The sequence below is a fragment of the Variovorax sp. 01T432 genome (genome assembly GCF_056398605.1).
This window is the reverse complement of record NZ_JBFTPS010000029.1, coordinates 38,748-64,947: the sequence shown is the minus strand read 5'-3', so window position 1 is coordinate 64,947 and position 26,200 is coordinate 38,748. Positions and strand designations below refer to the sequence as shown.

Annotated in this window: 26 protein-coding genes; 8 read left to right on the top strand and 18 right to left on the bottom strand. The window is 68.6% G+C overall.

Going from position 1 to position 26,200, the window contains the following annotated elements; genetic code table 11:
• The first annotated feature begins 31 nt into the window (after nucleotides 1-31).
• Nucleotides 32-1,936 (top strand): YncE family protein, encoded by a 1,905-nt coding sequence (locus AC1DNF_RS21390; RefSeq protein ID WP_478150628.1) that lies wholly within the window; start codon nucleotides 32-34, stop codon nucleotides 1,934-1,936.
• Nucleotides 1,937-2,006: 70 nt separating this feature from the next.
• Nucleotides 2,007-4,034 (top strand): acetoacetate--CoA ligase, encoded by a 2,028-nt coding sequence (locus tag AC1DNF_RS21385; protein WP_478150627.1) that lies wholly within the window; start codon nucleotides 2,007-2,009, stop codon nucleotides 4,032-4,034.
• A 17-nt stretch (nucleotides 4,035-4,051) separates the two neighbouring features.
• Here the strand turns inward: AC1DNF_RS21385 and AC1DNF_RS21380 are convergent, their stop codons facing one another.
• Nucleotides 4,052-4,786, bottom strand: a complete 735-nt coding sequence (locus AC1DNF_RS21380; protein WP_478150626.1) for an SDR family oxidoreductase — start codon at nucleotides 4,784-4,786, stop codon at nucleotides 4,052-4,054.
• 135 nt (nucleotides 4,787-4,921) lie between these two features.
• On the opposite strand from AC1DNF_RS21380, the gene AC1DNF_RS21375 reads away from it, so the two are divergent.
• Nucleotides 4,922-6,145 (top strand): MFS transporter, encoded by a 1,224-nt coding sequence (locus AC1DNF_RS21375; RefSeq protein ID WP_478150625.1) that lies wholly within the window; start codon nucleotides 4,922-4,924, stop codon nucleotides 6,143-6,145.
• Between the two features lie 97 nt (nucleotides 6,146-6,242).
• Nucleotides 6,243-6,545 (top strand): hypothetical protein, encoded by a 303-nt coding sequence (locus AC1DNF_RS21370; RefSeq protein ID WP_478150624.1) that lies wholly within the window; start codon nucleotides 6,243-6,245, stop codon nucleotides 6,543-6,545.
• Nucleotides 6,546-6,562: 17 nt separating this feature from the next.
• On the opposite strand, the gene AC1DNF_RS21365 is transcribed toward AC1DNF_RS21370, so the two are convergent.
• The 3 genes from AC1DNF_RS21365 to AC1DNF_RS21355 are packed head-to-tail and all read right to left on the bottom strand — an operon-like array spanning nucleotide 6,563 to nucleotide 9,057.
• Nucleotides 6,563-7,384 (bottom strand): hypothetical protein, encoded by an 822-nt coding sequence (locus tag AC1DNF_RS21365; protein WP_478150623.1) that lies wholly within the window; start codon nucleotides 7,382-7,384, stop codon nucleotides 6,563-6,565.
• A 15-nt stretch (nucleotides 7,385-7,399) separates the two neighbouring features.
• On the bottom strand, nucleotides 7,400-7,801 hold the full coding sequence (locus tag AC1DNF_RS21360) for a phage holin family protein (RefSeq protein WP_478150622.1): 402 nt from the start codon (nucleotides 7,799-7,801) through the stop codon (nucleotides 7,400-7,402).
• A gap of 59 nt (nucleotides 7,802-7,860) precedes the next feature.
• Nucleotides 7,861-9,057 (bottom strand): lactonase family protein, encoded by a 1,197-nt coding sequence (locus AC1DNF_RS21355; RefSeq protein WP_478150621.1) that lies wholly within the window; start codon nucleotides 9,055-9,057, stop codon nucleotides 7,861-7,863.
• Nucleotides 9,058-9,160: 103 nt separating this feature from the next.
• Here AC1DNF_RS21355 and AC1DNF_RS21350 point away from each other — a divergent pair, with 103 nt between their 5' ends.
• The gene (locus AC1DNF_RS21350) at nucleotides 9,161-10,429 is read left to right on the top strand and encodes a CynX/NimT family MFS transporter (protein WP_478150620.1); all 1,269 of its coding nucleotides are present in this window, start codon (nucleotides 9,161-9,163) and stop codon (nucleotides 10,427-10,429) included.
• Here AC1DNF_RS21350 and AC1DNF_RS21345 read toward each other — a convergent pair.
• The 11 genes from AC1DNF_RS21345 to AC1DNF_RS21295 form a co-directional block, all read right to left on the bottom strand.
• Nucleotides 10,418-11,356, bottom strand: a complete 939-nt coding sequence (locus tag AC1DNF_RS21345; protein ID WP_478150619.1) for a 2-hydroxyacid dehydrogenase — start codon at nucleotides 11,354-11,356, stop codon at nucleotides 10,418-10,420. The genes AC1DNF_RS21350 and AC1DNF_RS21345 overlap by 12 nt on opposite strands.
• A 14-nt stretch (nucleotides 11,357-11,370) precedes the next feature.
• Nucleotides 11,371-12,342, bottom strand: coding sequence for a Bug family tripartite tricarboxylate transporter substrate binding protein (locus AC1DNF_RS21340; RefSeq protein WP_478150618.1), 972 nt, complete (start codon nucleotides 12,340-12,342; stop codon nucleotides 11,371-11,373).
• Between the two features lie 31 nt (nucleotides 12,343-12,373).
• Nucleotides 12,374-13,105: a ribonuclease activity regulator RraA gene (locus AC1DNF_RS21335; protein WP_478150617.1), complete on the bottom strand. Its 732-nt coding sequence runs from the start codon at nucleotides 13,103-13,105 to the stop codon at nucleotides 12,374-12,376.
• Between the two features lie 46 nt (nucleotides 13,106-13,151).
• Nucleotides 13,152-14,159, bottom strand: coding sequence for a Bug family tripartite tricarboxylate transporter substrate binding protein (locus tag AC1DNF_RS21330; RefSeq protein WP_478150616.1), 1,008 nt, complete (start codon nucleotides 14,157-14,159; stop codon nucleotides 13,152-13,154).
• A gap of 26 nt (nucleotides 14,160-14,185) precedes the next feature.
• The gene (locus AC1DNF_RS21325; protein ID WP_478150615.1) at nucleotides 14,186-15,193 is read right to left on the bottom strand and encodes a Bug family tripartite tricarboxylate transporter substrate binding protein; all 1,008 of its coding nucleotides are present in this window, start codon (nucleotides 15,191-15,193) and stop codon (nucleotides 14,186-14,188) included.
• 46 nt (nucleotides 15,194-15,239) lie between these two features.
• Nucleotides 15,240-17,030: an L-arabinonate dehydratase gene (gene araD, locus AC1DNF_RS21320; protein ID WP_478150614.1), complete on the bottom strand. Its 1,791-nt coding sequence runs from the start codon at nucleotides 17,028-17,030 to the stop codon at nucleotides 15,240-15,242.
• A 136-nt stretch (nucleotides 17,031-17,166) separates the two neighbouring features.
• Entirely contained in the window at nucleotides 17,167-18,195 is a 1,029-nt protein-coding gene (locus AC1DNF_RS21315) for a LacI family DNA-binding transcriptional regulator (RefSeq protein ID WP_478150660.1), read from the bottom strand.
• Nucleotides 18,196-18,272: 77 nt separating this feature from the next.
• A complete protein-coding gene (locus tag AC1DNF_RS21310; protein WP_478150613.1) occupies nucleotides 18,273-19,151 on the bottom strand; it encodes a 2-hydroxy-3-oxopropionate reductase in 879 nt (292 codons plus the stop codon).
• Nucleotides 19,152-19,163: 12 nt separating this feature from the next.
• Nucleotides 19,164-19,961 carry an HpcH/HpaI aldolase family protein gene (locus tag AC1DNF_RS21305; RefSeq protein WP_478150612.1) on the bottom strand — a complete coding sequence of 266 codons (798 nt, stop codon included), beginning with the start codon at nucleotides 19,959-19,961 and terminating at the stop codon, nucleotides 19,164-19,166.
• Nucleotides 19,962-19,980: 19 nt separating this feature from the next.
• Entirely contained in the window at nucleotides 19,981-21,315 is a 1,335-nt protein-coding gene (gene gudD, locus AC1DNF_RS21300; protein WP_478150611.1) for a glucarate dehydratase, read from the bottom strand.
• A gap of 156 nt (nucleotides 21,316-21,471) precedes the next feature.
• Complete coding sequence (locus tag AC1DNF_RS21295; protein WP_478150610.1) at nucleotides 21,472-22,863, bottom strand: 8-oxoguanine deaminase; 1,392 nt, start codon at nucleotides 22,861-22,863, stop codon at nucleotides 21,472-21,474.
• Between the two features lie 169 nt (nucleotides 22,864-23,032).
• On the opposite strand from AC1DNF_RS21295, the gene AC1DNF_RS21290 reads away from it, so the two are divergent.
• Nucleotides 23,033-23,155, top strand: a complete 123-nt coding sequence (locus tag AC1DNF_RS21290) for a hypothetical protein (protein ID WP_478150609.1) — start codon at nucleotides 23,033-23,035, stop codon at nucleotides 23,153-23,155.
• On the opposite strand, the gene AC1DNF_RS21285 is transcribed toward AC1DNF_RS21290, so the two are convergent.
• Nucleotides 23,133-23,270 carry a hypothetical protein gene (locus AC1DNF_RS21285; RefSeq protein ID WP_478150659.1) on the bottom strand — a complete coding sequence of 46 codons (138 nt, stop codon included), beginning with the start codon at nucleotides 23,268-23,270 and terminating at the stop codon, nucleotides 23,133-23,135. The genes AC1DNF_RS21290 and AC1DNF_RS21285 overlap by 23 nt on opposite strands.
• Here AC1DNF_RS21285 and AC1DNF_RS21280 point away from each other — a divergent pair.
• Together AC1DNF_RS21280 and AC1DNF_RS21275 are read left to right on the top strand one after the other, a co-directional pair.
• A complete protein-coding gene (locus tag AC1DNF_RS21280; protein ID WP_478150608.1) occupies nucleotides 23,256-23,939 on the top strand; it encodes a DUF1266 domain-containing protein in 684 nt (227 codons plus the stop codon). The genes AC1DNF_RS21285 and AC1DNF_RS21280 overlap by 15 nt on opposite strands.
• Nucleotides 23,940-24,211: 272 nt before the next feature.
• The gene (locus tag AC1DNF_RS21275; protein ID WP_478150607.1) at nucleotides 24,212-24,778 is read left to right on the top strand and encodes a hypothetical protein; all 567 of its coding nucleotides are present in this window, start codon (nucleotides 24,212-24,214) and stop codon (nucleotides 24,776-24,778) included.
• Here AC1DNF_RS21275 and AC1DNF_RS21270 read toward each other — a convergent pair.
• Nucleotides 24,775-25,137 (bottom strand): hypothetical protein, encoded by a 363-nt coding sequence (locus AC1DNF_RS21270; protein WP_478150606.1) that lies wholly within the window; start codon nucleotides 25,135-25,137, stop codon nucleotides 24,775-24,777. The genes AC1DNF_RS21275 and AC1DNF_RS21270 overlap by 4 nt on opposite strands.
• A 14-nt stretch (nucleotides 25,138-25,151) precedes the next feature.
• Entirely contained in the window at nucleotides 25,152-26,192 is a 1,041-nt protein-coding gene (locus AC1DNF_RS21265) for an MBL fold metallo-hydrolase (RefSeq protein WP_478150605.1), read from the bottom strand.
• Nucleotides 26,193-26,200 lie beyond the last annotated feature (8 nt).

The window sequence follows — 26,200 nt, the reverse complement described above, 5'->3', positions numbered from 1 at the left end:
CCTGCAGGGGCACCGGCCCGATGCTCGGCTGATGCCTGAAGAAACGACCGCGATCAAGTTCGTTGCCGCCGCCGCGGCGGCCCTGGCGAGCCTCGCCGCGTGGGGTGCGGGGCCGGCGCTGCCGAATGACATCGTCGACGCCTCGCGCGCCATCGTGCCCGCGGCCTATGTGGCCATGGCCGCGAAGCTGGGCCGGGAGGCCGGCATCGCCTACCGCTTCGGGCCGGATGCTGCGAGCTACGGCAGGGGCAATGCCGGGTTGCCGACATGGCACAAGCGTCCCGACGTCGCCGCGCGCAACGGCGTGTCGCATTGGCAGGTGGGCGGGCCGCGCAATCCCGGGGATGCGACCAACGACCAGGTGGCGGCCGGCGCCTATTCGACCAACCAGGCGAACGTGCTCTTCGTGGCCGACGACCCCGCCGCCCGCGTCGGCGTGGCGGACCTGCAGATCTCCGGCTACGAGTTCAACACCTTCGCGCAGCTGCCCCAGCTGAGCTGGACCATGGCGGGCGAGCCCGGCGGCGGCATCGACAGCCTGAACGCGCTCGCCTACAAGGCGCAGGGCCTACTCGCGGGGGCGCCGCCCATCGCTCTGGGCCGCTGCGGCGGTCGCGCCGGCTTCTGCGCCACCAGCGTGGTGGCCTACCAGAACGGGCTGCTCGGCACTTCCGGCAGCAACACGGCGCGCAACAGGACCACAGTGAGACTTCCCGCCAACAAGGTCCCGACAGCCGTTGCCATGACCGGCAGCAGCGAGTTCGCCTTCGTCACGGTGTGGGACACGAGCGCGCTCAAGGGCCAGGTGGCGGTGGTGGCGCTGGCGGGCTTGTGCGACGGCTGCAAGCCGGACACGCCCTCGGCCTGGTACGACTGGTGGCACGAGTGGATGGGCGTGTATCCCGGGCTGCCGAACATGGGCGACATCGCCTTCATGAAGATCCTGGGCTACATCGACTTGCCCGGCATGGCGGCGCCGACGGGGATCGCCGTGACCACGGGCATGGATCCGTTCAACACGATGCTGGGCGGCGGCAATTTCGTCGGGCTCGAAACTCCCCTGACCCGCGAGGCCAACCGCCGGACCTTCCTGAGCGGAGGCGACAACTTCGTGCGCTATGCCAAGGGCGGCGTTGCGGCGGTCATTTCGAAGTCGGAGCAGAAGGCGGCCTTCATCGACCTGAAGCCGCTGTTCGCCTACGTCAACAGCGTTTACTTCGGTGGCGACCAGGCGACCTTCAATGCCACCGTGGGCAATCTGGGCCAGGGAGACAGCCAATGGCCGCACGCCTTCGCCTACAAGCCGCAGCAGGCGCCGCGGGTGATCAGGACGGTGTCGCTCGGGGCGCGGCCCACGGCCGTGCGAACCACGCAGTTCGGCCCGGTGCAGCGCGCCTGGATTGCCACGCAGGACGGCACGCTGCGCATCTTCGACCTCGGCGACCATGTGCCCGGCGGCACGGCTTCGGCGGCCGGGATCGTCGAGCGCGGCAGCGTGGCGGTGGGCCGCAACCCCACCTCGCTCGCGGTTTCCAAGAGCGAGCCCGGCGACGACGGCATCGAGCCGCTGAACCGGCAGGTGCTCGTGGCCTCGCGCGGGGACCGCAAGATCCAGTGGGTGCGCTTCACGCCCGATGGCAATGCCGGCAAGGTGGTGCGCACGCTGGAGGACAGCCGCATCGTCGATCCGGTGGCGGTGGAGGACGCCGACAACTTCGCCACCGCCGGCCACATCCTGACCATCGCGGACTACGCGGGCAAGGCCCTCTCGAACTATCGCTACGGCAAGGTCGTGTTCGCTGACCGCGGCGCCGCGTGGGGCTGCCAGCCGCCTGGCTGCGGGATGGGCCCGGGGGGAAACGACCCCTTCGAATTCGGCGGCAGCATGGCCTTGCCCGGCAAGCCTTTTCAGCTCAGCACGGCCAACGTGCCTTGAACGGGCGAGATCGGTGAAGGTGTGCTTTCCCGCATTGAAGCGCCACGGGGTGTCGCGTTAGGCTGGGTGGGTGAACCCAACCCCGACCCCCTTCATCCCCCGGATCCGTCTTTATCAGAACTGGCTGCGCGAGACACGCGGCCTGCGCTTCGACTCCTATGACGCCCTGTGGCGCTGGTCGGTCACGGATCTCGATGCCTTCTGGCAGAGCATCTGGGACTTCAGCGGCATGCACTCGCCGACGCCCGCGAGCGCCGTGCTGGTCGATGCGCACATGCCCGGCACGCGCTGGTTTCCCGGCGCCCAGGTGAACTATGCGCGCGAGGTGCTGCGCCATGCCGATGCGGCGCACGCGGCCGGCATGCCGGCGATCGTCAGCGACAACGAGTTGGGCGAGGCGCGCGAGATGTCATGGCCCGAACTGCGCCGGCAGATCGCCGCCTTCGCGCTGACGCTGCGCGAGCTGGGTGTGGTGCGCGGAGACCGCGTCGCCGCCTACCTGCCGAATGTCGCGGAGACCCTGGTGGCCTTCCTCGCCTGTTCGAGCATCGGCGCGATATGGAGCGTGTGCGCGCCCGACATGGGCACGGCCGCGGTGGTCGAGCGCTTCCGCCAGATCGAACCCAAGGTCCTGATCGCCGCCGATGGCGTGCACTATGGCGGCAAGCCGCTGGACCGCGGCGGCGTGGTGCAGGAACTGCGTGCCTCGCTGCCCAGCGTCCGCAAGCTCGTGCTGCTGAGGACCGCTTTCGCCGCGAAGCCGATCCCGGCCGACGCCGAATGGCGCGAGGCCGTGGCGCGCGACGATGCCGCGACCGCCGCCTTCGAGCCCGAATGGCTGCCCTTCGACCATCCGATCTGGATCGTCTATTCGAGCGGCACGACGGGCCTGCCCAAGCCCATCGTGCATGGGCAGGGCGGCATCATCCTCAACATGTATGCCTGCGGGCTCCATCACGACCTGGGGCCCAGCTACAGCGCGAACAACCATGGCGAGCGCTACCACTGGTACAGCTCGACAGGCTGGGTCATGTGGAACTCGCAGCTCTCGGGGCTGGCCTCCGGGACCACGATCTGCATCTATGACGGGCATCCCGCCGGAAGCAAGGAGAAGCCGGACTGGGGCGTGCTGTGGCGCTTCGTGGCGCGGCACAAGGTCAGCTTCTTCGGGGCGGGGGCGGCCTATTTCACCCACTGCATGAAGTCAGGACTGGAGGTGAAGGATTGCGGCGACCTCTCCCGGGTGCGCGCGCTCGGCAGCACGGGGTCGCCCCTGCCGGAAGATGTGCAGCGCTGGGGTACCGCCCAGCTCAAGGCGGCGCATGCCGAAGCGGGAGGGACGGGCGAGATCTGGTGGTACAACATTTCGGGCGGCACCGACTTCTGCGGCGCCTTCGTCGGCGGCAACCGCGAACTGCCCGAGGTGCCGGGCCAGATGCAGTGCCGCTACCTCGGCGCCGCGGTCGAGGCCTGGAACGAATCGGGGCAGCCCGTGATCGGCGAGGTCGGCGAACTGGTATGCACCCGGCCCATTCCGTCGATGCCCCTGTACTTCTGGGGCGACGAGGGCAACGCGCGCTACCTGTCGAGCTATTTCGACACCTACCCCGGCGTCTGGCGCCACGGCGACTGGCTGCGCATCGGCGAGGACGGCGGCTGCATCATCTACGGCCGCAGCGACGCCACCATCAACCGCCAGGGTCTGCGCATGGGCACCAGCGAGATCTACAGCGCGGTCGAAGCCCTGCCCGAGGTGCTCGACTCGATGGTGGTTGACCTCGAATACCTCGGCCGCGAGAGCTACATGCCGCTGTTCGTGGTGCTGCGCGAGGGCATCGTGCTCGACGCCGCCATGCGCGCGAAGATCGAGAACGCCATCCGGACATCGCTGTCGCCGCGCTTCTTGCCCAACGAGATCTTCCAGGTGGCGGAAATACCGCGCACGCTGTCGGGCAAGAAGCAGGAGCTGCCGATCAAGAAGCTGCTGCTCGGCCAGCCGCTCGAGAAGGTGGTCAACCGCGAGGCGATGGCGAACCCGGGCAGCCTCGACTGGTACGTGCGGCTTGCGGCGCGGCGCGCGCAAGCGGCCCAGGCTTGATCGGCGCTCAGCTCAGCTCAGCTCAGCCAGCGCGAGCGGCCGCCGTCCACGGCGATGACCTGCCCGGTCACATAGCCCGCGCACAAGGCGAGCCAGGCCACGGTCTCGGCCATCTCCTCGAAGCTGCCCGGTCTCTTCATCGGGATGGACGCGAGGATCGACTGCGCGCGATCGTGGTCGGTCCAGGCTTCGGGGTAGGGCAGGGTGCCGGGCTGAACCACGTTGCAGCGCACCCGGGGCGCCCATTCCATGGCGAGCGCCAGCACCATCGCCTGCAAGGCGGCCTTGGAAGTCGTGTACCAGACGTATCCGGGCACTGCGCGGTCGACGTGAATGTCGGTGACAGCCACCACGGAGCGCAGTGAAGGCCGCAGGGCGGACAGGATCGATGCATGGGCCAGCACATGAACGCCGAGGTCGATTCGGCTGCGCTCGGCGTCCTCCAGCGCGCTGCGTTCGTAGACCGAGGCGTTGCACACGCAGGTCTCGACGCCCAGTTGCAGCAGCCAATCCGGAATGTCGAGGGGGTGGGACGCCAGGTCCGCACACCACAAGCGCGCCGAGGCCGTCCTCGCCGCGTTGAGTTCATCGGCCAGGAGCGCCGCGGCCTCGGACGACCGGGGCGAGTGGTGGACGACGATGGCGCAGCCCTCGGCATGGAGCCTGCGCGCGATGGCCGCCCCGCCCCGCGCGGAGGCGCCAGTCACAAGTGCCCAGGCGGGGGCGCGAGGCGGCGTTTCGGTAGTGAGCATGCGTGCGGTAACCCTGATGTGCGTCGAAGCGAGCATGGTATGTCGACTCCAACCATCGCCCCGGCCCAGCGGGGGTTCCGCATGGCATGCTAAGTTCGCGATCCAGGGTTAACCCTGATCCGACACTCCGCCCCCATGCTCTCAGCTTCCTCCTCCCCGCCAGTTCCCGCCTCCGCCGTCAGTTTCACCCGTGCCGTGCTGGCGCTGGGCATCGGCGGATTCGCCATCGGCACCGGCGAGTTCGTCATCATGGGCCTGCTGCCCGAGGTGGCGAGTGACATCGGGGTGAGCATTCCGCAGGCGGGCCACGTGATCAGCGCCTATGCGCTGGGGGTGGTGATCGGGGCGCCGGTGCTGGCCGTGCTCGCTTCGGGCTGGCAGCGGCGCGCGCTGCTGATCGCGCTGATGGCGGTCTTCGCCGCCGGCAACTTCGCGAGCGCCCTGGCGCCCGGCTACCTGTCCCTGAACCTCCTGCGCTTCGCGACCGGCTTGCCCCACGGCACCTACTTCGGCGTGGCCGCCCTGGTGGCGGCCACGCTGGCGCCGCCGGGCCGGCGCGCGCGCGCCGTCGGTCTGGTGATGCTGGGGCTCACCGGGGCGACGCTGGTCGGCGTGCCGATCGCCGCCTGGCTGGGCCAGGTGTTCGGCTGGCGCGCTGCCTTCGTCTTCGTCGGCGCCATTGCGCTGCTCGCGATGGTGATGCTGCGTCGCGACCTGCCCGCGATGCCCGCGCCCTCGGGCGCCGGGCCGCTGCGCGAACTCGGGGCGCTGCGGCGCAAGCAGGTCTGGCTCACGCTGGGCATCGGCGCGATCGGCTTCGGCGGGATGTTCTCCGTGTTCAGCTATATCAAGCCCACCCTCACCGAAGTCGCAGGCCTGCCGGTCGCGGGCGTGCCCCTGGTGCTGGCGCTGTTCGGCCTGGGCATGGTGGCGGGCAACCTGGTGGGTTCGCGGCTCGCCGATAAGTCGCTGATGCGCACCATCGGCGGCCTGCTCGTCTGGTCGGCCCTGGTGCTCAGCACCTTCTCCTTCGCGGCGCACCACATCGCGACAGCAGCCCTCAACGTCTTCCTGATCGGCACCATCGTCGCCATCGGCCCGGCGCTGCAAATCCGCCTGATGGATGTGGCCGGCGACGCGCAGACGCTGGCCGCTGCGCTCAACCATTCGGCCTTCAATACCGCGAACGCGCTGGGAGCGTGGCTCGGTGGCGCCGCGATCACCGCCGGCCTGGGCTGGACCTCGACCGGATGGGTGGGCGCCTTGCTGGCACTGGCAGGGCTCGGCGTGTTCGCCTGGTCGCTCGCGAACGAACGCACCAGCCTGCGCGCGCTCGCGGTGGGTGCCGGCCGCGGATGAGTTGCGTGCTGAAAACTGAAACCTTTTGACTTCGTTTCAGCTTGAAGCGTGACATCTGACCTCGTTCAGGATGTAACGGATACATACAATTCATTACATGCCCTCCCTCACTACCTCCGATCTCAAATGGTCCCGCAAGGGTCTGCTGGGCCTCTTGCGTGCTGCAAGGCCCGGCCCGGCCGAAGTGTCCGTGCCCGTCGATGCGGACGACCTGCACCTCACGCGCCTGGACCCGGCCCGCATGGAAGAACTCGCTCAATCCTGGCGCGTTCGGGGCGAACAGGGGGATGCGACGGCCGAGGCCATCGCGCATGCCTTCGAATCCGTCGCGCGCCGCCGGCGCCAGGCAGCGTCCACACGCAACCGTGTGATCCGTGCCATCCGGCGCATGCCCGCCTGAAGCGGCGGCGCTCGGGCTTACCGGCGCGGTGGCTCGTCCAGGGGTCGTGACGCCTCCACCTGCAGCGCCGCGCAGAGGTCGAAGGCCATCAGCGGCACGGGGACACCGGCCGCGGCCATCTGCTCGAGCCGCACCCGATCGCCCGCACCCAATGCCGCCGGGCTGCGGTCGAGCTGATACCGGCTCCAGGCGAGGTAGTCGCGCTCCGCCTGCGTCGGCTGGTCCTGGGTCTTGCCGCGCGCCAGTTCCCTTGCCGCCAGGGCGGCCGCCCCCACGAGGTACATCGCGCTCGTCGCGGCGAGCAGGTTCGCCTGCAGGGCCGTGACCAGTGCCGCCGAAGCCGCCGCCGGCGAAAGCAGGACGAGACCGAGTTTCACGAGCCTGCCGGCGCGCGCCGCGCCGCCGGGCTGCCGGGCCGGGCCGGCCACGGTCAGGGTCCTGGCCAGGCAATGGGCCTGGGTCGCTCGAAGCGCCAGGCGAAGAAACTCCGGGTCCCGCCACTCCGGCACGAAGAGCACGGCGTCGCACGCCGCGCCGACCTCGTCGGTCAGCGCTTCGGCAGGGATCTTCGCGCCGAAGTCCTCGCGGGCCGGCAGCCTTGCGGCGGCGCATTGCTGCAGCACGCCGATCGAAAGCTCCAGCCGCGCCACGTCCTCGTAGGGTCCATGCCCGCCGTCGTCCGGGTTGAGCGGCTTGCCGTTGTCGGCGTAGAAGCCGCTTCGTCGAAGCGACGCTCGTGTCCGCGTCGTGAGATAGGACCAGCGCGTGCGAATGAAGGTCTGCCCTGCCGTTCGAACGGGGTCTTCGAGGGCGGGCGGGTCGGCTTGGGTGATGTCCATGGATTCGGAGGCGGGCTACAGCCAGTTCCCGCCCTGCGGCATCTGGATCGTGGAGGCCGGATCGCCGCCGGTGAAGATCGCGCCGAGCAGGATGCTCAGGAGCGAGATGAAGATGCTCGCGAACAGCGCCGTCCAGAAGCCAGAAACCCTGAAGCCCTTCACCAGCGCCGACACCAGCAGGATCATGAGCGCATTGATGACGAGGAGGAAGAGGCCAAAGGTCAGCAGCGTGAGCGGCAGCGTGAGCACGATGAGCAGCGGCTTGATGATCGCGTTGGCAAAGCCGAGCAGCAGCGCGGAGACGACCAGCGCGGAGGTGCTCTCGAACTTGAGGCCGCTGAAGATGTGGCTCGCCACCCAGAGCGCGAGGGCCGTGATGGCCCAGTGAATGAGGAAGGGGCCCAGGGTATTCAGCATCCGGCGATCATATCGGGGCGCTCGCGAGGCCATGGAAGGCCTCCGCGGCGCCCGGGCTGTCAGTGCGTGAGGCGTCCCCGCATCGACGCGGGGTGCCCCTGCAGCGCGAAGGACTTGCCGGTGGGCACCAGCGTATCTCCCTCGACGCGCAGGATCGTGATGTCCTGGTCGATGAAGTTGCCGACGTAGAGGTACTTGCCGTCGGCGCTGAACACCGCGCCTTCGGGCAGGCCACGCACTTCGACCTCGTTGCTGCGCGTGACCTTCTTGCCGTCGATCCGCAGCGCCACCACGGAGCCGTTGCGGTTGTAGAAATAGGCGTTTTTCGCCGCGTTGCTGCCGCGCAGGATCACTGCGACCGCGAGCTTGCCGGTCGGGCTCACGGCCAGGCCTTCGGGACCGTCGCCGACCACGACCTTGTCGATCACGCGCGGCGGAACGGCCTCGAGATCGATCACGCTCACCGTGTCGACCTGGCCGTCCGAGGCGCCGGAGTTGCCGTTGTCCGAGGTGAGCGCGAGCTTGCCGTCGGGCGTCACGTCGACGTTGTAGGGCCACAGGCCCGCGGCCAGATCGAGCTTGTTGTAGGTGACCTTCTCGCCGTCGACGTCGAGCAGCGCGACCTTGTGGCTGGGGAACTTGGTCGCCAGTGCGCGCCGGCCGTCGGGCGTGAAGCGCACGTGCGAAACCGAATCGCCCATCGCCACCGTGTCGATCAGCGTGATCTTCTGCCCCGCGATGCGCAGCACGCTGATGGAGTTGTCGGCGCGGTTGGCGACCAGCGCCAGCGTGCCCGCGCGGTTGATCGAAAGGCCCGAGGGCTGCTTGCCGACGGCGACGGTGTCGATGAGCTTCGGCGGCGTGGCAGTGAGGTCGATCACAAAGAGCCGGTTGTCGGGCACCTGGCGGCGCACGCCGTTCTCCTCCACCACGTTGAGCGAGTTGGCGACCAGCGCCAGCCTTTCGTCGGCCGTGATGGCCAGGTTGGTCGGCGGGCCGGCGATGGTGTTGGAGAGCGGCAGGGTGCCCAGGATCTTCGGCGCGAGCGGATCGCTGCCGATGTCGAGCACCTGCACGGTGTCGCGGCCCGGCGCGCCGATCACGCCGACACCGGCGTCGGTCCAGGACTGCTTTTCGTCGTTGCCGACCAGCATGAGCTGGCGCTGCGGCGTCGCGGGTGTCATGCCGGCGCAGCCTGAAAGGGCGGCGACGGCGAGAACTCCGAGAAGGGCCAGGGGTCCGAGGCGAATGCGCATGGTTTCTCCGTTGTTGTTGGGCTTGTCGGGTCGCGGCCCATCGTAGCGGTGCTATCGCCGTCGCCACTCAGGGAATTCCAGTCAAAGCTAAAGTCGGGCGTTCATGTCCCCGAATCCTCGCGACGCCGCGCTCTCCCCCCATTCCCCGCCAGCCCGATTCGCCTCGCCGGCGCGGCCCTCGCAGCCGACGCGCGCACGCCAGGTGCTGCTGGGCCTCAGCCTGATTCTGATCGCCTTCAACCTGCGCCCCGTCTTCGGCAGCCTCTCCGTGCTGCTGCCGGAGGTGATGCGCGACACCGGCCTTAGTCCATGGGGCGCGAGCCTGCTGACCACGCTGCCGCTGTTGTGCCTCGGCCTCTTCGCGGCGCCCGCGCCCGCATTGGCGCGGCGCTTCGGGACCGAACGTACCTTGCTCGGGGCGCTGCTGCTGATCTGTGTGGGCACGCTGCTGCGCGCGACGGGAAGCCTGCCGGTGCTGTTCTTCTCCTCCGCGCTGGCGGGCGCCGGCATCGCGGTGAGCAATGTGCTCCTGCCCGGCCTGGTCAAGCGTGACTTCGGCAGCCGCTCCGCGATGATGACCGGCCTCTACACGCTGGCCGTGTGCGGCGGGGCCTCGGGCGCCACCGCCTTCACGGTGCCTCTGGAGCAGCACCTGTTCGGCGGTTCCTGGTCGTTGGCCCTCGCCTCCTGGGCCTTTCCCGCCATGCTGGTGCTGCTGCTGTGGGCGCCGCAGGCGATGGCCGAACGGCCGCGGCACGCGCAGGCGGGTGTGGCGGGAGGCAGCCTCTGGCGCGATCCACTGGCCTGGCAGGTGACCTGCTTCATGGGGCTGCAATCGGCACTCGCCTACATCGCGCTCGGGTGGCTGGCGCCGATCCTGCGCGAGCGCGGCCTCGACGGTGCCACGGCCGGATTCATCGTGGGCGTGTCGATCCTCGCGCAGCTGCTCACCTGCCTGGTGACGCCTTCCATCGCGGTGCGCTGCCGCGATCAACGCGGGCTGGCCATCGGCTGCGCCGTGGTCACGCTGATGTCGATGCTGGCCTTGATCTTCGCGCCGCTCGCAGGCCGCTGGTTCTGGGCCGTGTTCCTGGGTTGCGGGCAGGGCGGCTCCTTTGCGTTGGCGCTGAGCCTGATCGTGATGCGCTCGCCCGATGCCCGCACGACCGCCCAGCTCTCCGCGATGGCGCAGGGCGTCGGCTACGTGCTGGCCTGCACCGGGCCGCTGGTTGCGGGTCTGCTGCGCGGCTGGACCGGCGGCTTCGAATCGTCGGCGCTGCTGCTGGTGTTCCTGGCGGCCTGCATGGCCTGGAGCGGCTGGGGCGCGGGCCGGGCGCTGCTGGTGCGCCCGCGCACAGTGTCAGAGCGCTGAGCTCACCAGCGGCCGACCGGCGAAGAAGGCCGCCAGGTTGTCCTCCACCCGCTGCGCCATGGCCGCGCGTGTCTCGTGGGTGTTGCTGGCCAGGTGCGGCAGCAGGACGACGTTGTCGAGCGCGAACAGTGCCTCGGGCACATGGGGCTCGTCCTCGAACACGTCCAGACCGGCGCCGGCGATGCGCTGGGTCTGGAGCGCTTCGACCAGCGCCGCCTCGTCGACCACCGTCCCGCGGGAGACGTTGACCAGGAAGCCCCGGGGCCCCAGCGCGTCGAGGATCTCCCGCGACACCAGTCCGCGCGTCTGCTCGCCGCCGGCGCTCGCGATGACGAGAAAGTCCGACCATTCGGCCAGTTCCTTCAGGCTCGTCGCATAGCCGTAGTCCACGTCGCTCAGCGCACGCCGGTTGTGATAGCGCACTTCCATGTCGAAGCCCCCGGCGCGGCGCGCGATCACGCGGCCGATGCGGCCCATGCCGAGGATGCCCAGCCGCTTGCCCGAGACCTTGGTGGCGAGCGGGAACTGGCCCTTGAGCCAGTCGCCGCGCCGCACGAAGCGGTCGGATGCGCTGGTGCGGCGCGCCACGTCCATCACCAGCGCGAAGGCGGTGTCGGCCACGCAGTCGTTGAGCACGTCGGGTGTGTAGCCGACGGCGATGCCGCGCCGGCGTGCCGCGTCGAGGTCGATGGCGTCGAGACCGACGCCGAAGCTGGAGATGACCTTCAGCGAAGGTAGCGCGGCGATGAGCGCCGCGTCCGCGCCGAAGCGCGCCGAGGTGGCAAGCCCGGCGAAGGCGCCGCCGTGCGCGGCGAGGAAGGCCTGCGGGTCTTTCTCTTCCCAGAGCGGGTGGATGTCGTAGGTCTCGGCGAGACGGGTTTCGAGCGCGGGCAGGAGCCGGCCGTGTTGGAGGACGCGGGGTCGCATGGGTGTTTCCTCGTTCATTCGGGCTGGATGCCGGCGTCCTTGGCGACCTGGGCCCACTTGCCGGTCTCGGCGGCGATGAAGTCCGCGAACTGCTGAGGCGAGCCGCTGCCGGGCTCGATGCCGTTGTCCTGCATGGTCTTGCGCACGTCGGGCATGGCGAGGATCTTGTTGACTTCGGCGTTGAGCTTCTCGATGGTGGCCTTGGGCGTGCCGGCGGGGGCGAGCAGGCCGCCCCAGGTGCTGGTTTCGTAGCCGGGCAGGCCGGCCTCCTTCATGGTGGGCACATCGGGCAGCACCGAGGAGCGCTTGAGGGTCGTCACCGCCAGCGCCCGCAGCCGGTTGGCCTTGATCTGCGTATGGACCGCCGCGACGGTGTCGAACATCAGCGAGGTGCGCCCGCTGATGAGGTCCGGGTGCGCGAGCGTGCTGCCCTTGTAGGGGATGTGCGTCATCTCGATGCCGGTCATGCTCTTGAACAGCTCGCCCGAGAAATGCGGCGCGCCGCCGCTGCCGCTGGAGGCGAAGCTCAGCTTGCCGGGGTTCGCCTTGCCGTAGGCGATGAGCTCCTTCACCGAGTGGACCGGGAGCGTGGGCGAGACCACCAGCACCAGGGGGACCACGTGCGTGAGCGCCACGGGCTCGAAGCTCTTGAGGGTGTCGAAGGGCAGCTTCCTGACGATGCTCGGGTTGATGGCGTGGCTGCTCGCGACCAGGACCAGCGTGTGGCCGTCGGGGGGGCTCTTGGCGACCAGGTCGGTGCCGATGATGCCGGTGGCGCCGGCGCGGTTGTCGATGACCACCGACTGGCCCCAGGCCTCGGTGAGCTTGTGGCCGATGAGGCGCGCCGTCAGGTCGATGGCGCCGCCGGGCGAGGCGGGCACGACGATGGTGATGGGCTTGCTCGGGTAGGTCTGCGCTGCCGCGGGCAGGGCGCAGGCCAGGGTGAGGGTGAGGCCCGCGAGGGCGGTGAAGGTTCTGCGATGCATGGGGGTGGGTCTTGTTCTTGTCGTGCGCGGCTCAGCGGTCCTTGCGGGTGGCTTCGTAGGCGGCGCGCGTCTCGGCGTTGGGCGGATAGGTGCCGGCGAGCTTCGCGCCGCCTTCGATGCGCTCCAGGATGAAGGCCTCCATCTTTTCCTGCTCGACCGCATCGCGCGCCACTTCCTCGGCAAGGTGATGCGGAATGACGACCACGCCCTCGTCGTCGCCGACCATCACGTCGCCCGGGTACACCGGCACGCCGCCGCAGGCGATAGGCACATTCAGGTCGATCGCATGGTGGTGGATGAGGTTGAGCGGCGCGCTGCCGCCGGCGCAGAACACGGGGAAGTCCATGCGCGAGATCGGGCCGCTGTCGCGCACCGGGCCGTCGGAGACGAGACCGGCGGCGCCGCGCACCTTGAGGCGCGTGGTGAGGATCTGGCCGCCCGAGGCCACGCGCGTTTCGCCCCGGCAGTCGATCACCAGCACATGGCCGGGCGGCACGCTTTCGATGCCCTTGCGCTGGGGGTGGTTCGGGTCGTCGAAGGCGCTGATCTGGTCCAGGTCCTCGCGCGCCGGGATGTTGCGCATCGTGAAGGCCGGACCGACGAGATTGCCGCCGCTCGGCTGGGTCAGGCGGCTGATGCCCTGCAGGTAGACGTTGCGGAATCCGCGCTTGAAGAGCTGCGTGCACAGCGTGGCGACGCTGACGTGGCGAAGGCGCTCGCGCGTTTCGTCGGAAAGAGGTGTGGGTTGAATGGCTTCGGTCATGGTGTGCGTTTGAAAGATCGAGGGCAAATGTCAGGGGGCCCAGGGGTCAGCTCGCTGTCGCTCCGGACTTCTTGATCAGCTCGGCCCAGCGCGGGATTTCCTTCTGCATCAGGGCGGCGAGCTGCGCCGGGGAGCCGGCGACGACTTCCATGCCCAGCTGGTTGGTGAGCTTGTCCTTCACGTCGGGCATCTGCAGGATTCGGGCGATCTCGGTCGAGAGCCGCTGGAGGATCGGCTTGGGCACGTTCTTCGGTGCATAGACGGCTTGCCACGAAGCCATTTCGAAGCCCGGTACGCCCGCTTCGGCCATGGTCGGCAGCTGCGGCGCCAGCGCCATGCGCTTGGCCGTGGTGACGGCCAGGAGCTTGAGCCTGCCTGCCTGCACCAGCGGCAGCGCGGCAGTCATCTGGTCGAACATGAACGTGACCTGCCCGGACGACACGTCGAGCATCGCGGGCGGCGTGCCCTTGTAGGGGATATGGGTGAGCTTGATGCCGATCAGGTCGCCCAGCAGTTCGCCCGCGAGATGGGTCGAGGTGCCGGCGCCCGAGGAGGCGAAGGTGCGCTTGGTCGGGTCCTTCTTCAGAAGGGCGACCAGCTCGGCCACGGAGTTGACGCCGAGGTTCGGGTCGACGATCAGCACGTTGGGCAGGAAGGCGACCAGCGAGAGGGGCTCGAAGTCCTTCACCGGGTCGTAGGGCAGGTTCTTGTAGAGGCTCACGTTGATGGCGTGCGTGCTGATGGTGCCGCCGAAGAGCGTGTAGCCGTCGGGCTTGGCCTTGGCGACAAAGCTCGCGCCGACGGCGCCCGCGGCACCCGGCTTGTTGTCCACGACGACGGGCTGGCCGAGCGCTTCGGCGAGCTTCTGCGCGATCACGCGGCCGATGACGTCGGTGGAGCCGCCGGGGGTGAAGGGCACCACGTAGGTGATGGGGCGCGCGGGCCAGGCGTCGGCGGTCTCGGCGAAGGCGATCGGGGCGAGCGTGGCGCACAGGCCGGCGCCGCCGAGCGCCTTGAGTGCCGCGCGGCGGCTGGCGTTGGATGTGGGGTGCATGCGTGGGTCTCCTGGGGTCCCGGTGCTCAGTCGATGCCGATGTGCTTCTCGCGGATCACGCGCCCGTAGCGCGCGCTGTCGGCATCGATCTGCGCCTTCAGCTCCGCCGGCCCGGTGCCGCGCGGCACGGCGCCTTGCTCGATGAGCGCCTTGCGGGTGTCGTCGGCGCCGATGACGCTCTTCACGTCGGCGGCAAGCTTGTCGACGATGGCTTGCGGCGTGCCGGCCGGGGCGAGCAGGCCGATCCAGGAGCCCGACTCCGCGTTGGGCACGCCGGCTTCGGCCAGCGTCGGCACATCGGGCAGCGTGGGCGAGCGAGAGGCGCTGGTCACGGCCAGGCCGCGCAGCTTGCCCGACTTGATGGCGCTGGCCGATTCGAGGATCGAAGCGAAGAGCACGTCGACGTGGCCGCCCATCAGGTCCGTCATCGCGGGCGTGCCGCCCTTGTAGGGCACGTGCGTCATGCGCACGCCGGCGGCGGCGGAGAAGATTTCGCCGGTCAGGTGCGGCGAGCCGCCGCTGCCCGAACTGGCCATGGCGATCTTGTCTGGCGAGGCTTTCGCCAGCGCGACGAATTCCTTGACGGTCTTGGCCGGCAGGGTGGGGCTGACCATCATCACGAAGGGCAGCTCCGCCACGAGCGACACCGGCGCGAAGGCGTGCTCGGGGTCATAGGGCATCTTCTTGTAGAGCGAGGGATTGATGGACTGCGTGCCGACGTTGCCGATCAGCAGCGTGTAGCCGTCGGGCTTGGCCTTGGCGACCAGGTCCGCGCCGAGCAGGCCGGCCGCGCCGCCGCGGTTGTCGACGATCACGGCCTTGCCCCATTTCTGGCCCAGCTTGGTGGCCAGCAGGCGTGCGCCGAGGTCGGTGCCGCCGCCGGCGGGAAAGGGCACGACGATGGTGACCGCGCGGTTCGGATAGCCCTCGGCGGCTGTTTCGGCGTGGACAGCGCAGGCGCAGGCCATCAGCAGGGGAAGGGCAATGCCGAGCTTTCGCAGCAAGGGGGTCGCGCGGGTGGGGGAATGGTTCATCTTTGTCTCGCTCCAGGGTGTCTTCGGGGTTGGGCTTCGGGGCCGGTCAGTGGATCTCGGGCTCGCCGCCGGGCGGCTGCGCGGCGCCCGTGTCCTCGGTGTAGTCGGGCGCCAGGAAATCGAAGTCGCAGCCGGTGTCGGCCTGCTGCACGTGCTTGAGGTACATCACGCCGAAGCCGCGGCTGAACTTGGGGACCGGCTTCTTCCAGGCCGCGCGGCGCAGCGCGAGTTCCTCCTCGCTCACCTGCATGTCGATGCGCCGCGCCTCGACGTCGAGCGTGATCAGGTCGCCGTCGCGCACCAGCGCGAGCGGCCCGCCCACGTGCGACTCGGGCGTGACGTGCAACACGCAGGCGCCGTAGCTGGTGCCGCTCATGCGCGCGTCGCTGATGCGCACCATGTCGCGCACGCCCTCCTTCAGGAGCTTCTGCGGGATCGGCAACTGGCCCCACTCGGGCATGCCGGGCGCGCCTTGCGGGCCGGCGCTCTGAAGCACGATGACGCTGTCCCGGGTGACCGGCAGCTCGGGGTCGTCGATGCGCGCGGCGAGGTCGTCGTAGTTCCTGAAGACCACGGCCGGACCGGTATGGCGGCGCAGTTGCGCTTCCATGGCGGCGGGTTTGATCACGGCGCCGTCGGGCGCGAGGTTGCCGTGCAGGACGGCCAGGCCGCCGCTTTCCAGCAGGGCGTCGCTGCGCGGGCGGATCACGTCGGCGTTGTAGACGCGCGCGCCCTCGATGTTCTCGCCCAGCGTGCGGCCGTTGCAGGTGCGCTGGCTGCCGTCGATCAGGTCGCCCATCTCGCGCAGGAAGGCGCGCAGGCCGCCGGCGTAGAAGAAGTCTTCCATCAGGTACTTGCCGCCGGGGCGCAGGTTCGCGATCACCGGCGTGCTGCGGGCGAGCGCGTCGAAGCGGGCCAGGTCGAGCTGCACGCCGGCGCGGCGCGCCATCGCGATCAGGTGGACGATGGCGTTGGTCGAGCCGCCGAGGCCGAGCACCGCGGTGACGGCGTTGTCGAAGGAGGCGGCGGTGAGGAAGTCGAGCGGCTTCAGGTCTTCCCACACCATGTCGACGATGCGCTTGCCGGTGTGCGTGGCCATCATCGAATGGCGCGAGTCGGGCGCCGGGATCGACGATGCGCCCGGCAGCGTCAGGCCCAGCACCTCGGCCGCGCTGGTCATGGTGCTGGCCGTGCCCATGGTCATGCAGGTGCCGGGCGAGCGGGCGATGCCGTCCTCCACGTCCTGCCAGTCCTGCTCGCTGATGTTGCCGGCGCGCAGCTCGGCCCAGTATTTCCAGGTGTCGGAGCCGGAGCCGAGGAACTGCCCCTTGTAGTCGCCGCGCAGCATGGGGCCGGCGGGCACGAAGATGGTGGGCAGGTTCATCGCCAGCGCACCCATCACCAGGCCAGGCGTGGTCTTGTCGCAGCCGCCCATCAGCACGCAGCCGTCGGCGGGGTAGGAGCGCAGCAGCTCCTCCGCCTCCATCGCGAGCAGGTTGCGGTAGAGCATGGTCGTGGGCTTCTGGAAGGCCTCTCCCAGGCTCAGGGCGGGGATCTCCACGGGAAAGCCGCCCGCCTGCCAGACGCCGCGTTTCACTTCCTCGGCGCGCTGGCGGAAGTGGGTGTGGCAGGAGTTCATGTCGCTCCAGGTGTTGAGGATGGCGATCACCGGCTTGCCGAGGTAGTCGTCGCGCGACAGGCCCATCTGGGCGGTGCGCGACCGGTGGCCGAAGCTGCGCAGGTCCTTCACGCCGTACCAGCGGTGCGAGCGGAGCTCTTCGGGCTGCTTGCGGCGGACCGCGGGGGCGGGCGAAGCTGGGGAAAGGGGGTCGGTCATGGGGTGTCTCTGAGGGTGTGATTCGCGCTCGACCGCGTCTCAAAATGGTAGCGCTGTCATTTCATCATAAGCGGCGTTGCGGGATGCGGTCAACAGGGTTTTGGGGGTTCGCAGGCGCGACGGAGCCGCGAAACACTCAGGCGCTGTCGCGCTCGACCAACGAGAAGCCGAGGTCCAGGACCTTCTGTTCCACCGGCCGGCCCTCGGCGCGGTCGATGATGAAACGCGCGGCCTGCCGCCCGATGGCGGTGCCGTCGATGCGCACGGTGCTGATGGCAGGATGGGTGAAGCGCGCGAAGCCGAGGTCGCCAAAGCCCATCACGGCCAAGTCCTTGGGCACATTCATGCCACGCGCCTGCGCCTCGGTGATGACGCCGTGGGCCAGCGCGTCGGAACTGCAGACCACCACGTCGATCTTCGGATCGGCCGCCAGCAGTTGGGCCAGGGCGGTCCGGCCGCTGCCCAGGGTGGTGGGCGCCGGCACGTTGCAGATCTCGACGGGGCCTCCGCCGAGCGCGCGCCACGTTTGTTCGAAGGCCGCACGCCGCAGGTTCGCGCGCTGGTCGTCGCCGGTAACCACGGCGGCGCGCCGATAGCCCTTGCCATAAAGGTAATTCGCGATGGCCACTCCCACCTTCTCGTGGGAAAAGCCCACGAGCATGTCCACGGGCGTGGCCGTCAGGTCCCAGGTCTCGACGACGGGGATGCCCGAGGCAAGCAGCCTGCGGCGCCCCTCCGCGGAGCGCATGATCCCCGTCAGCACGATGCCGTCGGGCCGTCGGCCGACGATGGCATCGATCAAGGCGTCCTCGCGGGAGTTCCGATAGCCGCTCTGGCCGAGCATGAGCTGGTAGCCGGCCTCGGCAAGCGCCTCGGTCAGCGCCTGGATGGTTTCGAGAAAGACCGGGCCGGCGATGGTGGGCACCAGCGCGGCCACCAGCCGGCTGCGGTTGGATGCGAGCCCGCCGGCCAGCAGATTGGGAACATAGCCGGTGCGCTCGACCGCCAGCCGGACCTTTTCGCGCGTCTTGGGCGAGACCAGGTCCGGGTTGTTGAGCGCGCGCGAGGCAGTGATGGGCGCGACGCCGGCGAGCTTGGCGACATCCTCCAGGGTGATGCCGCCGCTGGTGCGGCGCGCGGTGCGGCTGGGTGCTTTGGGCAGAATCACGATCGGAAAATGGTAACGCAATCATTGACTGCGGACTGCCCCGCCGCCTCGCGGCCGGGAAGCTGGTGCATCGCTCAGCCCGGCGCCAGCTCGTGCGCCGCCATCTGCTCCAGCGCCTTGACCAGCGCCGAGTGGTCGAGCTGGTCCCATCCATGCGCGGCGCAGGACTGCATCAGCTGCGCGGCCGAAGCTGTCTGCGGCAGCGCCACGCCCATCGACCTCGCGCCGGCGAGCGCCAGGCTCAGGTCCTTCTGGTGCAGTGCAATGCGAAAGCCGGGGGTGAACGTGCGCTTGATCATCCGCTCGCCATGCACTTCGAGGATGCGGCTGGCCGCGAAGCCGCCCATCAGTGCCTGGCGTACCTTGGCCGGATCGGCGCCGGCCTTGCTGGCGAAGAGCAGCGCTTCGCCGACGGCGGCGATGTTGAGCGCGACGATGATCTGGTTGGCGACCTTGGTGGTCTGGCCGTCGCCGTTGCCGCCGACGAGCGTGATGTTCTTCCCCATGGCCTCGAACAGCGGCTTCGCGCGCTCGAAGATAGCCTCCTCGCCGCCGACCATGATTGTCAGGCTGGCCGCCTTGGCGCCCACCTCGCCGCCGGAGACCGGGGCGTCAAGGTAGTCGCAACCGAGTTCGTTGATCTTGCTGGCGAAGCGCTTGGTTTCGATGGGCGCGATCGAGCTCATGTCGATGACCAGCTTCCCCTTGGAGAGGCCCGAGGCCACGCCGTCCTCGCCGAAGAGCACCTGCTCGACGTCGGGCGTGTCCGGCAGCATGAGGATGATGACATCGGCGGCGCGCGCGACATCGGCATTGGTCTTGCAGACGGTCGCCGCCTTCAGGGCTTCGGGCACCTTGCTGCGCGTGCGCACGGCCATTTCGTGGCCGGCCTGCATGAGGTTCTGCGCCATCGGCGCCCCCATGATGCCGAGGCCGATGAATCCGATCTTCATGTCGGGGTCCTTTCAGTAAGAGGCGGTGGAAGTCGTCGCGGACTGCGCGGGCGCGGCACGCATCTTTGCGAGCACTTGCTGCGCGCCGGCCGCCATCAGGCGGGCGTCGGAGCTCACGGTGACGAACTGGAAGCCCTTGGCGATGCGTGCGAGCGCGCCCTCGGCCGTGCCGTTATGGATGCCGGCGACCAGGCCGTGCGCCTTGGCGCGTTCGAGGATGTGGTCGATGGCCTGGGCGGCCGCGGGATCGACGTCGTCGAAGACGGGCCTGCAGCCGAGCGCGAGGGATAGATCGGACGGGCCGATGTAGACCGCGTCCAGGCCCTCGACCGACATGATCGCGTCGAGGTTGTCCAGCGCCTGCGCCGTCTCGATCATCGCGAAGGTGACGATGGTGTCGTTGGCGTGCTGCGCATAGTCGGCGCCGCCGTAGAGCGTGGCGCGCACGGGCCCGAAGCTGCGCGTGCCGCGCGGCGCATAGTGGGTGTAGGCGACGAGTCTCTGGGCTTCCTCCCGAGTGCTGATCATCGGGCAGATGACGCCGTAGGCGCCCGCGTCGAGCGCCTTCATCAGGGCACTCGGGTCGAGCCAGGGCACCCGCACCACCGGCACGGTGTCGGTGGTCGAGATGGCTTGCAGCATGGGGATCATCGACTGGTAGTCGACCACGCCATGCTGCAGGTCGATGGTCAGCGAGTCCCAGCCTTGGTGGGCCATCGTTTCGGCGGAAAAGCCGTTGGGTATGGCCAGCCAGCCGTTGACGGCGGCCCCACCCGATTTCCACAGCGTACGCAGGCGGTTTTCTCTCATGGGGCGCTCCTTGGCGTGGTCAGCGGTCGAAGGCTGCACGCTTGGGGTTGAATGTCCAGCCCGGGATGAGGCTCTGCATGGCGAGCGCGTCGTCCCGCGAGCCCAGGCCATGCTGCTTGTAGAGCTGGTGCGCCTTCTCGACTTCGGCCATGTCGAGATCGACGCCGAGGCCCGGCCTCTTGGGCACCTGCACCATGCCGCCTTCGATGCGCAACGGGTCCTTGGTGAGGCGCTGGCCGTCCTGCCAGATCCAGTGCGTGTCGATCGCGGTGACGCGGCCGGGCGCGGCGGCGCCGACGTGCGTGAACATCGCCAGCGACACGTCGAAATGGTTGTTCGAATGCGAGCCCCAGGTCAGGCCCCAGTCGCGGCAGGTCTGGGCGACGCGCACTGAGCCGGCCATGGTCCAGAAATGCGGATCGGCGAGCGGAATGTCCACCGACTGAAGCGACAGGGCGTGCGCCAGCTGACGCCAGTCGGTGGCGATCATGTTGGTGGCGGTCGGCAGGCCCGTTGCCCGGCGAAACTCGGCCATCACCTCGCGGCCGGAGAAGCCGTCCTCGGCGCCGCAGGGGTCTTCGGCATAGGCGACGACGCCGCGCATGTCGCGCATCAGGCGGATCGCGTCCTTCAGCAGCCAGCCGCCATTGGGGTCGAGGGTGACGCGTGCTTCGGGAAAGCGCGCGTGCAGCGCTTTCATTGCATCGATCTCTTCTTCGCCGCGCAGCACACCGCCCTTGAGCTTGAAATCGTTGAAGCCGTATCGGGCCCGGGCCGCTTCGGCAAGTCGCACGATGGCTTCGGGCGTCATCGCCTTCTCGTGGCGAAGGCGGAACCAGTCGTTGTCGGCACCAGGCTCGCGGTGGTAGGGCAGCTGGGTCTTGTCGCGGTCGCCGACGAAGAAGAGGTAGCCGAGCATCTCGACCGCGTCTCGCTGCTGGCCTTCTCCGAGCAGGGCCGCCACCGGGACGTCGAGATGCTGGCCGAGAAGGTCGAGCAGGGCGGACTCGACGGCCGTCACGGCGTGGATCGTGGTGCGCAGGTCGAAGGTCTGCAATCCGCGCCCGCCGGCGTCGCGATCGGCGAACTGCCTGTGCACCCGCTGCAGCACGCTTTGGTGGGCGCCGATCGGCTGCCCGATGACGAGGGGGCGCGCGTCCTCGAGCGTCTGGCGGATCTTTTCGCCGCCGGGCACTTCACCGACGCCGGTGCGGCCCGCGTTGTCGGTGAGGATCAGGAGGTTGCGGGTGAAGAAGGGGCCGTGCGCGCCGCTCAGATTGAGCAGCATGCTGTCGCGGCCGGCGACGGGGATCACACGCAAGTCGGCGATGGTCGGCGTGGAGGTGACGGGCATGAGGCTCACTGTCTCGAAGGGGTGCGCTGGGCGGTGGGGTTGAAATGATAGCGCTACCGTTTGGAAGGTCAAGTCATGGCGCCACGAATTTGTGTCTACAGGTACTGTAACGATGGTTCGACGATCGCCAAAAATGGCGGCGCTACCAAATGCCGGCTAGATCACGTGCGAATGCCGGGCTCGTTCGTACAGTGCGCGCGCCAGTTCCCGGTGCCGCGCAAGCAAGGGCGGCAGTTCCAGTTGCGTGAAATGGCCCTCGCGAATCAGCACGCGGCCGTTGACCACGCTCAATGCCACGCCGGTCGGCTGGCAGAACACCAGCGCGGCGACGGGGTCATGCCCCGCACCGGCGTGCCCGACGCCGCGCAGGTCGAATGCCACGACATCGGCCGACATCCCGGGCGCGAGTGCGCCGATATCGTCGCGACCGAGCACGCGGGCGCCGCCGAGGGTGGCGATTTCCAGCGCCTCGCGTGCGCTCATCGCGGCGGGGCCGTGGCCCACGCGCTGCAACAGCATGGCCTGGCGTGCTTCGCCGAGCATGTGCGCGCCGTCGTTCGAGGCGCTGCCGTCGACGCCCAGGCCCACCGGAACGCCAGCGCGGCGCATCGCTGCGATCGGGGCAATGCCGGAAGCCAGGCGCATGTTCGAGCACGGGCAGTGCGCCACACCGGTGCCGGTGCGGCCGAAGAGCGCGATGCCCGCCGCGTCGAGCTTCACGCAGTGCGCATGCCAGACGTCATGGCCCACCCAGCCCAGATCCTCGGCGTATTCGGCGGGTGTCATGCCGAATTTCTCGCGCGAGTAGGCGATGTCATTGTCGTTTTCCGCGAGATGGGTGTGGAGTGAGACGCCGCGTTCGCGGGCCAGCTCGGCCGACAGGCGCATCAGGTCGCGCGAAACGGAAAAGGGGGAGCAGGGCGCCAGTACGATGCGACGCATCGAATGGCGGGCAGTGTCGTGGTAGCTGCCGATAAGTCGCTCGCTGTCGCGCAGGATTGCGTCCTCGGTCTCGACCAGGCCATCCGGCGGCAGGCCGCCCAGGCTCCTGCCCACGCTCATGCTGCCGCGCGAGGCGTGAAAGCGCATGCCCATCATTTCGGCCGCCTCGATCGAATCGTCCAGTCTGGCCCCGTTGGGAAAGAGGTAGAGATGGTCGCTGGTCGTGGTGCAGCCCGACAGCATCAGCTCCGCCATGGCGGTTTGCGTGGAGACGCGGATCATCTCCGGCGTGATGCGGGCCCAGAGCAGGTAGAGGCTCGTGAGCCAGCCAAAGAGCTCGGCGTCCTGCGCTTCGGGTACCGCGCGCGTGAGGCTCTGGTACATGTGGTGGTGCGTATTGACCAGCCCGGGCATCACGACGTGGCCGTGCATGTCGATGGCCTCTGCCCTGCCATCGTGCGCCGCTTGGATGTAGGCCGGTGGCAAGTCGGCGGTGGCGCCCACCCATGCAACGGCGGGACCTTCCATGACCAATGCCCCATCGGCAATCTCGCGGCGTGCCGCATCCATCGTGACCAGCACGTCGGCGTGTCGCAGGAGCAGCACTCTGTGTGATGTCGCGGAGGTGTCCATCTGGTCCTGGCCCCGATAATAAGATAGTTATTCGAAAGACAAAGTGTGCAGGTACAACTGACAGGCGGGTCTCTCGAGGAATCGATATTGGTCTTCCAAGGAGTTTCCGAGTATTCACCGCCTGACCCATCGAGACCTGCCCATGACCGAAGACCACCGCGCAAGTGCCAATCAGCGAAGGCTGAAAGTGTTCTTCGTGATGGTATTACTGGTCGCGGTCAGCCTCGGTTTGTCGATGCTGGTCATGGAATTTGCTGCGCCGTAGTGACCGTCTCCTGGAGTTCCTGACACGCCTGCGCGAGAGGCAGCGTCAGCATGACGGTGGTGCCCGCGCCTGGCGCGCTCATTGCATCGATCCGCCCGCCGTGCTTGGCAACGATCGCACGAACGACCGCGATTCCGATGCCCCGTCGACGGACCTCTCCGGTGGCCTGCGTGCCCCGCGCGCCGGTCCCGGCATTGCTCGCGGTTCGGAGATGGCTCAGTTGGGCGGCACCCATTCCTTCAAGGACTTCCACCGCGTTCTCGAGCATCGCCTTGCGCGGCTGGGCGGAAGCTCGATGGAGGAGCAGGGCGCGTATGCGGCGTGGGTCCATCGGGCGCCCGTCGACACGGAGGCCTATGCCGCTCTGCTGGATGTCTGCGTGTTCTTGTCGGTTGACGCCGGCATCATCAGGCCACGCGAGATTGGCGGCCGACACCTCAACATGATGGCCTGGGACATTCAACAGGCGTCCTATCTCCTGCGCCTGGGCTTCACGCTGGGCTATGTGACGCGCGAATTCGCCGAAAGCGCACTTGCGCGCCTCCAGCGGGAGGCGAGGACCCACTACGCCTCCTGGAAGGATTACTCGCTATCGTCGCTCGTCGGCCGCGGCCTGCGCAATCGCGTCGACCTGTTCGACCCGGGCGACTGGCAGGAGATCGCACGAAGCCATGAGGTGCTGATCGCTGCCTACCCGCCGATTTCGCGTGCCGCACCCTGGAGGCACTCCTCGTTCTGGTTCGACGTGCCGCGAAGAGTCTCGCGGCCCTTGCAGGGCGGCTGAAGTGCTTATCGATCCGTCGCATCGGATGATCCGGCGCAGCGTGCGCATACATTCAACCCTCGGCGAGCTGATTCCGGCGACGCCGGGCCGTCCGTTGCCGCTGCCTGCAAGGCGCTGATCGACGCCACGCGGCAGATTTTTTGCGCTCTTGCCCTGTTCCCCGGCCATCCGGCGGCCGATAGAACTGCATGGCCTCGCAGACGATATCTGAACAAGAAGAGCCGGCCTATCGAATCGTGATGCGCGAAGGATGCCGGCTCGTGTATGGGCACATGCCACTGCCCGAGTTTCTTCACCTCATGAGGGCCGCGGGCGACACGGAAGTGCTGCACGCCGGACTTGCGCGCATGCTCGGTGCCACGGCCGTCATCGGCCCGCCCGAGGCGCTGGCGCGCATCCGCAAACAGGAAACCCCTGCCGCCATGGGCCGTGTGCGAGCGCATCTGGGGCGCGCTGCCCTCCGCCTCGACCTCGAGGCCGTCCGCTGGCTCGCCGCGGGCGAGCATGGTCCTTCCAGCCTCGCTCTCTTCGTTCTGCTGACGGGCGTCTGGCCGCCGCGCCATCTCGGCTCCGAAGACGAACTGCCGCGCGACGCGAACGCCTTCAGGCGTTGTCGCCTGCTGATCGAACAGGTGCCGTCGCTGAAGCGCGCGCTGGGCGCGCTGGCGCGCCGCGTCGGCGAGCCGCGAGTGGCACAGTGGGCAGCCCTTGCCGAGGCGTGGGATGACATCTGCAGGCAGATGGACCACGAAGCACCGAACTGGCGCGAGCGCGTCGGAAAGGCAACGGGGGTGACCGCGATGCTTGCGTGCTTCAGAGAGGTCGCGGTGGCCGCCTAGGCGAAACGCTGCCTGAAGGCCTCGCAGAATTCGCGCGTGCCGGTGATCGACAAGGTGATGGTGTGGCGCGGCGAACCGGGGGGTCCGAGCCGCACCAGGAGTTCGCGCGTGTGTTCATGGAACTCGATGATCTCCGGCGATGCGATCTCCTGCATGCCCTGGAGGTCATAGTCCCAGTCGCCGCCATCGCCGACCGGCCCTCGTCGCTCCGGGAAGGTCGAATGCGCCCAGACAAGCACCTCGACGATCTCGGCGTGCACGGCCGCCACCTGTTGCGGTCCGGTGGCCGCCATCGCGTCGAAGGTGCCCACGTCTTCGGTGTCCTCGCTGTAGTCGAAATCCAGATAGTTCAACGTCATGGCGTTTGTGTCGCTCAAGGCTCGCGGCCCGCCTTGAGCGGGTAGCCCGCTTCGCGCCAGGCCTTCATGCCGCCGTCGAGGGCGACGGCGTGCAGAAAGCCCATCTCGCGCAAGGTCGATGCGGCCAGCGTCGAGATGTAGCCCAGCTCGCAGCAACTGACGATGCGCCGCGTCGGATCGGGAAGCTCCTGGTTGACGCGCAACTCGAGTTGCCCTCGTGGCAGCGATTTCGCACCGGGAACGTGCCCGCTTTCATAAGCTTCGCGTTCGCGAACATCCAGCACCAGCAAGTCGCCTTCCGTCGCTTCGGCGCGGGACTTCAGCTCCGCCAGCGACATGAACGGCACCCTTGCGCTCGCGTTGGCGAGCATTTGGGCCACCGTCTTGCCGCCGCTCATGTTCGTGCGCAATGCCTCCGTGACGTGCGTCGGCATGGTGAGGTTGAGACTGCGCATCATCCCGACGAAATCGGCGCGATCACGCTTCTGCAAGCGCGGGTTCGACGCGATCTCCTCCCCGATCGTCGAGTGGCTGCGGCCCTTGTAGTCGTGTGCGGGGCAGACCTTGAGCGCCGGATCCAGGCGCAGCACGCGGTCGAACAGGCTGTCGTAGAGCGCTTCGGGATCGCCGCTCGGCAAGTCGGTGCGTCCCGTCGCGCCAATGAGCAATGTGTCGCCGGTGAACAGGCGGTCTTCGACCTGCAGGCACATCGAGTCGGCGGTGTGCCCCGGCGTGTGAACAACCTGCAGCCGCAGGCGCCCCAGCACGAGCATCTCGCCGTCGCTGAGCCGCATGTCGACGAAGGGTGCGGGGCTTGCGCGATGCATGATCACGGGCACGTTCAATTGCCGCGCAAGCTCCCGCGTCGCCGAGAAGTGGTCGGCGTGCGTGTGGGTGTCGATCAGGTAGCGAATGCGCACGCCGTCCCTGTTGGCGAGCGCGACGTAGTGATCGACCTGGCTGATCTCGGGATCGATGAGCGCCGCGGCGCATGTCTGCGCGCAGCCAATGAGGTACGACTGGCAACCGCCGGTCGCGATCTGCTCGAAGATCATGCCGCGCG